The 6,379-nt window shown below is 53.8% G+C and carries 5 protein-coding genes; all 5 read right to left on the bottom strand.

Annotation, left to right across the window (positions count from 1 at the left end):
- Nucleotides 1-69: 69 nt before the first annotated feature.
- Complete coding sequence (locus tag FZ040_RS13760) at nt 70-846, bottom strand: polysaccharide biosynthesis/export family protein (protein WP_255448915.1); 777 nt, start codon at nt 844-846, stop codon at nt 70-72.
- A 109-nt stretch (nt 847-955) separates the two neighbouring features.
- On the bottom strand, nt 956-1,897 hold the full coding sequence (locus FZ040_RS13755; RefSeq protein ID WP_149172529.1) for an AEC family transporter: 942 nt from the start codon (nt 1,895-1,897) through the stop codon (nt 956-958).
- Nucleotides 1,898-1,916: 19 nt separating this feature from the next.
- On the bottom strand, nt 1,917-3,368 hold the full coding sequence (locus FZ040_RS13750) for a TrkH family potassium uptake protein (protein ID WP_149172528.1): 1,452 nt from the start codon (nt 3,366-3,368) through the stop codon (nt 1,917-1,919).
- 4 nt (nt 3,369-3,372) lie between these two features.
- A complete protein-coding gene (locus FZ040_RS13745) occupies nt 3,373-4,848 on the bottom strand; it encodes a TrkH family potassium uptake protein (RefSeq protein WP_187620359.1) in 1,476 nt (491 codons plus the stop codon).
- A 1-nt stretch (nt 4,849) separates the two neighbouring features.
- Nucleotides 4,850-6,202, bottom strand: a complete 1,353-nt coding sequence (gene trkA / locus FZ040_RS13740) for a Trk system potassium transporter TrkA (protein WP_149172527.1) — start codon at nt 6,200-6,202, stop codon at nt 4,850-4,852.
- Nucleotides 6,203-6,379: the final 177 nt, after the last annotated feature.

Raw genomic sequence — 6,379 nt, 5'->3', positions numbered from 1 at the left:
ACAAACTGTAATTTGCGCAACAAAAAACCGCCGGTTCTTTACAAACCAGCGGTTCCTGTTGAGCCCCGATTAATCGGTCAAATTCTTAACCAATGCCCAAGCCGTGACATACGGTAATACGTCTTCGTTCCAGCGGATGCCGTTGGATTTCGGTACATAGACGATATCGCCATCCTGCAAAAATACATTCTGCGTCATGTCATGACGTCTTACATAATTCTTCATATCAAGCTGCGTGTAGTACATCGTGTCATCGATAACGCGCAACACCTGAACGCGCGTGCTGCGACCGCGTTTCGTGAAGCCGCCCGCCGATGTAATGGCGGCATACGCATTGAGGCTGTCGATATCCATTTCCTGGATTCCCGGTTTCGCCACTTCTCCCATGACATAAACCTTGCGTTTGCCGTATTCCTTTACCGATACCGACATGCTCGGAATGCGGATGTACTCGGAAAGTTTGCTCTGAATGAGTTCCCTTGCTTCATTGAGCGTCAACCCGGCCAATTTCACATTGCCGATATAGGGGATTGCGGCACGTCCGTCCGGGCCGATCAGCAACTCATTCGAACTGCTGGAGCTGCTGGAACTGCTGCCCGTTGAATACCCGAGGCCCTCGGGGAATCCGACGATATTTAACGAAATGACATCGTATTTCGCCAGCCGGTACTCGCCCGTCAGCTGGCCGCTGCCAAGCCCCGCCGTGCGGAATACATCGTCCGATTCTACATATTTCTGCTGCTCTTCTGCCTGTGCTGGCTGCTCCTGTGCTGCCATTGCCGGTGCCATGCCGCCAAACAGCAGGCTCACAGCGATAGCTGCACCGCATACGATTGCTTTTTTCACTCGCGGACACTCCTCTTCTGATATAAAAATCCCCAAACAGGTCTTTCATTCAAAATCACACTATCCTAATTATATCGGACCGATAAGATACCGTCAACTTCCCCCACCATTAGAACAGGCCGAACGACTTCAAGGCAAACACCCAGCCAAAAAGCGTCAGACACGACAGGGCACTGGTATAGACGACACAGTTCCCCGCCAAATCCGCATCACTGCCCATCTGCTGGGCCATGGCAAAACTGGCCACGGCGCAAGGCGAAGCAAAAATCGCCGTGAGCGTGATGAGCTCCATATCCCGGAACCCCAGATAAATCGCCAGGCTGATCATGACCGCCGGCACGAGGATAAGGCGCGCGGCTACACAGGCCACCAGCTGTTTCACGTGCGCATGGAAGCTGCTGCCCTTAAACGACGCGCCCAAAATAATCAACGCCACCGGCGTTGTGGCCGCTGCCACCTGCTTGATTGGCTTTAGAATCGGTGCCGGCACCGGGACGCCGATCAGCAGGAACAGAACTGCCGCAATCGCTCCGAGAATCATCGGATTTTTCAGCACGCCCAGCAGGATGCCCGGCAGATAAAACCGTCCGCCGCGAAACGTCTCCAGCACGAACACCGCCACGACATTGTAAATCGGTACAATGATGGCAATCATCATCGTCGGCAGGGCCAGCTGGTCCTCACCGAAAATATTGCTAACGAGCGGAATCCCCATCAAGACGAAATTGCTGCGGAAAATTGCCTGAATCATAGCCCCGCGCCGCTTATTGCTCGGTTCAAACTTGCAGACAAACAACGTGGCCAGCAAAAACACGGCAATGACACCAACACCGCCAAACAGCATGAGCCCCGGACGGAACGTAGTGGACAAATCCGTCGTATAGATGTTATAGAACATCATGCAGAAAAAGAACACGCGGAACACCATGCGGTTCGTATGAACGAGTTCTTCATCCGTCAGCATTTTCGTCCGCTTGACGAATACGCCGATGAGAATCAGGCAGAACATCGGCACGACGGCGCCAATCGCCACAAATAAATTACTCAGCACGAAAAAATCCCCTTCCCATTTACCAACGATTTCCCTTTTGCCAGAAATCCGGCGACAACATGATAAGCAGCGTAAACATCTCAAGACGGCCGAGCAGCATTGCCACGCAGAGAATACTCTTGGCAAATACCGATAAACCGGCATAAGTGCAGGTTGCCCCAGCCACGCCAAAGGCCGGGCCGACACTGCCCATAACCGTGATGCTTATCCCCAGCGAATCAAATACCGGCAGTCCGTCAGCCGTCAAAAGCAGCGCCCAAAAGACAATAAACAAAATATACAGGAAAAAGAACTGCCCAACACGCAGCAGCGTATCTTCATCCACCTTGCTGCCGTTCATGTGGACTTCCACCACCCGGCGCGGGGACAATTTCTGATGGACTACCGCCCAGGCATTTTTCACCAGCAGCACCATACGGCTCACTTTCATGCCGCCGGCCGTCGAGCCCGCGCAACCGCCACAAATCATGAGCAGCAGCAAAATCCCCTTGGAAAAACCCGGCCACTGGTCAAAATCCGCTGAGACAAAACCCGTAGTCGATATAGAACCGACCTGGAAACTGGCATAGCGAAACGCCTCAAAAAAGTTCAAATCCAGCGAATTGACAAGATTAGCCGTGATGAGCAGCATCGCTGTAATCTCGATGCCGATATAGGCCTTGAACTCCGAATTGTTGCGGACTACGCCCGGCCCCTTGCGCCAAATCCGGTAATAAAGGCCGAAATTGCCGCCCGCCAAAATCATAAAAAACGTCATCCAAGCTTCGAGCGGAATGTTATCAAAATGCATGGCATTGTCATCATAAATGGAAAAGCCGCCCGTGCCGATGGTACTCATAGCATGCGTCACCGCATCGTAGAGCGACAGGCCGCAGAGGCAGTAGACAGCCGTCGCCACCACCGTAAACATCATATACATCTGGAACAGCGCCTTGGTCATATCCCGCAGCCGCGGCAAAACGCGTTCCCGCGTCGGGCCAGTCGTCTCCGCGTTGTACATATAAACCGTGCTCTGCCCTGTCTGCGGCAGCAGCGCAATAAAGATGACGATAATCCCCAGGCCGCCGAACCAATGCGTCATCATGCGCCAAAACAGGATGCTGGACGGAATGACCGACAGACTCTCCATAACCGTCGCGCCGGTTCCCGTAAATCCCGAAATGCTTTCAAACCAGGCGTCGAGAACACCGAGATAACCGCCGCAGACAAAGGGCAGCATGCCCAGCGATGTTGCCAGAATCCAGCCGAGGCCCGTGATGGCAATACCCTCACGCATCGTAAGATGTTCCACCCGCACGCGGCCATTGCTGAGCAGGATCATGCCGACCGACGCACAAAGCCCCAAAGCCACGGCAAATCCCTGTATGCTCGCCTCACTATTGTACAGCGCCATCAAAAAGGGAATAAACATGATAATCGTCTCGGCGATTACCAGCCTTCCCAGGATATAACAAACTATTTTCAAATCCATAGTTTCACCACTTCTGGTGGAGCATCCGCACGCCCACATCTATCAAAATCAAAAAGGAAAAAATCTCAACCCGTCCGATAATCATCAGCAAACTGCAGACGAACTTCGCCCAATCGGGCAAAAAAGCCAGACTGCCGATTCCAAAGAGCGCCGCGGTAGAGCCCGTGCTCGTCAGGCAGCCCGCCGCAATTCCCATCGAGGGCAGCAGGCCGAGTCCCGTGATGGAAATCAATAGGGAAAACAGCGTAAAAATCAATAAATACAAAAAGAAAAAGGCCAGAATACGTCCGACAATCTTCGCCGCCACAGGCAGACCATCCATCTTGACACTGACGACCATGTGCGGATGAAGCGTCCGGTGAATTTCCGCCCGGGCCATCCGCAGGAGGACCAAAAGGCGGACAACTTTCAAGCCGCCGCCAGCTGAACCGATACAGCCGCCCACGAACACCAGCAGGAACAGGACATACCGGTCAAAGTCCGGCCAATACCAGAACCCCGCCGAGGCAAAACCACTGGTCGACAAAAAGGAAAGCGCCTGAAAGAAGCCATAGCGGATACTGCCGGCCCAGCCATAACATTGCATGAGGTACAAATGAAGCGAAATCATCATACCAGCCAGCAGAAAAATCAGCAAAAACGCCCGCAGCTCCGTATCCTTCCATAAAAGCCGGAAGCTTTTGCGATTCCAAACCTTCCAGCAAAGCAGCAGATTCATGCCTGAAATCACCATGGCCAGCACAGCCGCCACTTCGAGCCAGACATTATCATAAAACATAAACGACGCCACCGAACTGCCGCCACTGGAGGAAATCGTCAGCATCGACTGCAAAAGCGCATCAAACGGCGGCAGCCCTGCCAGCCAGAAGAGCACGGCCGCCAGCAGCGTCAAGCCGGAATACACGCTGACGCCCTGATTGACCGACTGGCTCATGCGATTCCAGACCGGACTGAAAAAAATCGTCTGCCGCGCGGAAAGCGTCAAACCAAAACAGCCGCTGACCTGCGGCAGTACCGTGACCAGCATCGATACAAAGGTGAGTCCGCCGAGCCAGCTCATCAGCGTATGCCATAAAAGCAAAGAGCGCGGCAGCCCCGCGCGGTCAAAAGGCAGGCACGAAAGCCCCGTTGTCGTGAGCGATGAGATGCTTTCGAAAAAAGCGGACGACCAATCGGGCAGCAGCCCGGAACTGTAATATGGCATAAGGCCAATCACACCCATAAACGGCCAGACCAGCACCATAAAAAGTGCTCCCTCACGAATCGTAAGCTGGCGCATGTGTTCCTGCCCCATCCACATCATGAAAACGCCAAGGAACAGGGCAAAGCTGGCCGGCATCAAAAACAGCCAGGCTTCTGGCTCCTGCCAGAACAGTGCCACGACTGCCGGAACCAGCAGCGCCAATCCCAAAAGCGAGGAGGTGCGCCCCATCAGCAGCCAGAAAAGTTCCCAGCCGCTTCCTTTTTCCATCAGTGCCATATCAGTCCCTGCCCTTGAAATACTTGATGACCTTCTGCGAGAATTTCGTCTGGATAAACAGGATGGTCCGGTCACCAGGCTGCAATACCGTATTACCATTCGGGATAACAGCCTCACCATCACGAACATAAGCACAGACCAGGCATTCCCGCGGCAGCTTGACATCCATCAGGCGCTTGCCGGCTGCCGGTGCCCCCTGCTGGACAATAACCTCCACGGCTTCCGCCTTGGCACCTTCCAAGAGCGATACCGATACGACACCGCCACGGCGGGCAAAGGCGAGCACTTCGCTTGCTGAGAGCAGCCGGGCCGACAGAACGATATCGACACCGACCTTCTCCATGAGCTCCACGTATTCATTGCGGGCAACGCGGACGACGGTCTTGGTCTTATTGCCCGACAAGTGCCGCGACAGCAGGGCAAGCATCAGATTGAGCTTATCATCTTCCGTCAGGCAGACGACGACATCGGCCTCGGCTACGCCCTCTTCCGTGAGCAAATCAATATCCGTGCCATCGCCGCAGATAGCAATGCCATTTTCGAGCAGACCCGCCATCAGACGGCAGCGCTCACGGTCTTTGTCGATAACCTTTACATGGACGTCCTGCTTGTCAAACATCGCCGCCAGCGCCCTTCCGGCACGCCCAGCACCGATTATGACGACGCGGTGAAGCTTGCGGGCATCGCGCTGGACAAAGCTCTGGCTGAATTTCTCGATCTCCTCAGGGATGCCGATGAAATAGGCGTTATCGTGAGGCAGCAGGCAATCGTCACCATGCGGAATAATCATGCGATGGTCGCGAAAAATCATACCGGCCAGCACGCCCTTGGGGAGCTGGATATCTTTGAGCGGAACCCGGGCCAGCGGCGATTTGCGCTGAACCTTCGTCTCGAACAGGCGAATCTTGCCATGGGCAAAATCCTCGACATCGAGTGCCGCCGGCGTCATCAGGATGCGATTGATTTCGTTTGCCGTGATGAGCTCCGGATTAAGCATCAGATCAATGTCAAAGTTATCCTTGAGATAATCCTTGGCCTCGCTCATGAACTGCATATCGCGAATCCGCGCAATCGTATGCTTGATTCCATGCTTTTTCGCCAAAATACAGCTGACCATGTTGACCTCGTCGCTGGCGGTCACGGCAATCAAAATATCCGAATCGCGGATATCGGGGTCGTTCATGGTAATCGGGCTGGCACCATTGGCCGCAATGGTAAGCACGTCAAGTGTGTTCTTGGCAGCCTCCAGCTGGCTTTCATCCTGGTCCACAACGACTACATCAAATTGTTCCTTTGACAACAGCTCGGCAATGCTATACCCCAGCTTACCGGCACCTACCACTACGATGCGCAACTTGCTCCCCCTCTGCCTCTATAAATAAAAGAAATTTCATAAATCATTACGGGGCTATTATAACATAAATCACACCATCTGACGAACACGCCCCAGCCCCTAACGCCGCATCGAAACCAGTGGAAAATTACCGTTTATCGGTTCGTGGAACCTTATTCGAAGCAGCTCTTCGCCACA

It is taken from the genome of Pseudoselenomonas ruminis (assembly GCF_008271295.1).
In the GTDB taxonomy this organism is placed as follows: Bacteria; Bacillota; Negativicutes; order Selenomonadales; family Selenomonadaceae; genus Selenomonas_A; species Selenomonas_A ruminis.
This window is presented reverse-complemented; position numbering and strand designations above follow the sequence as displayed.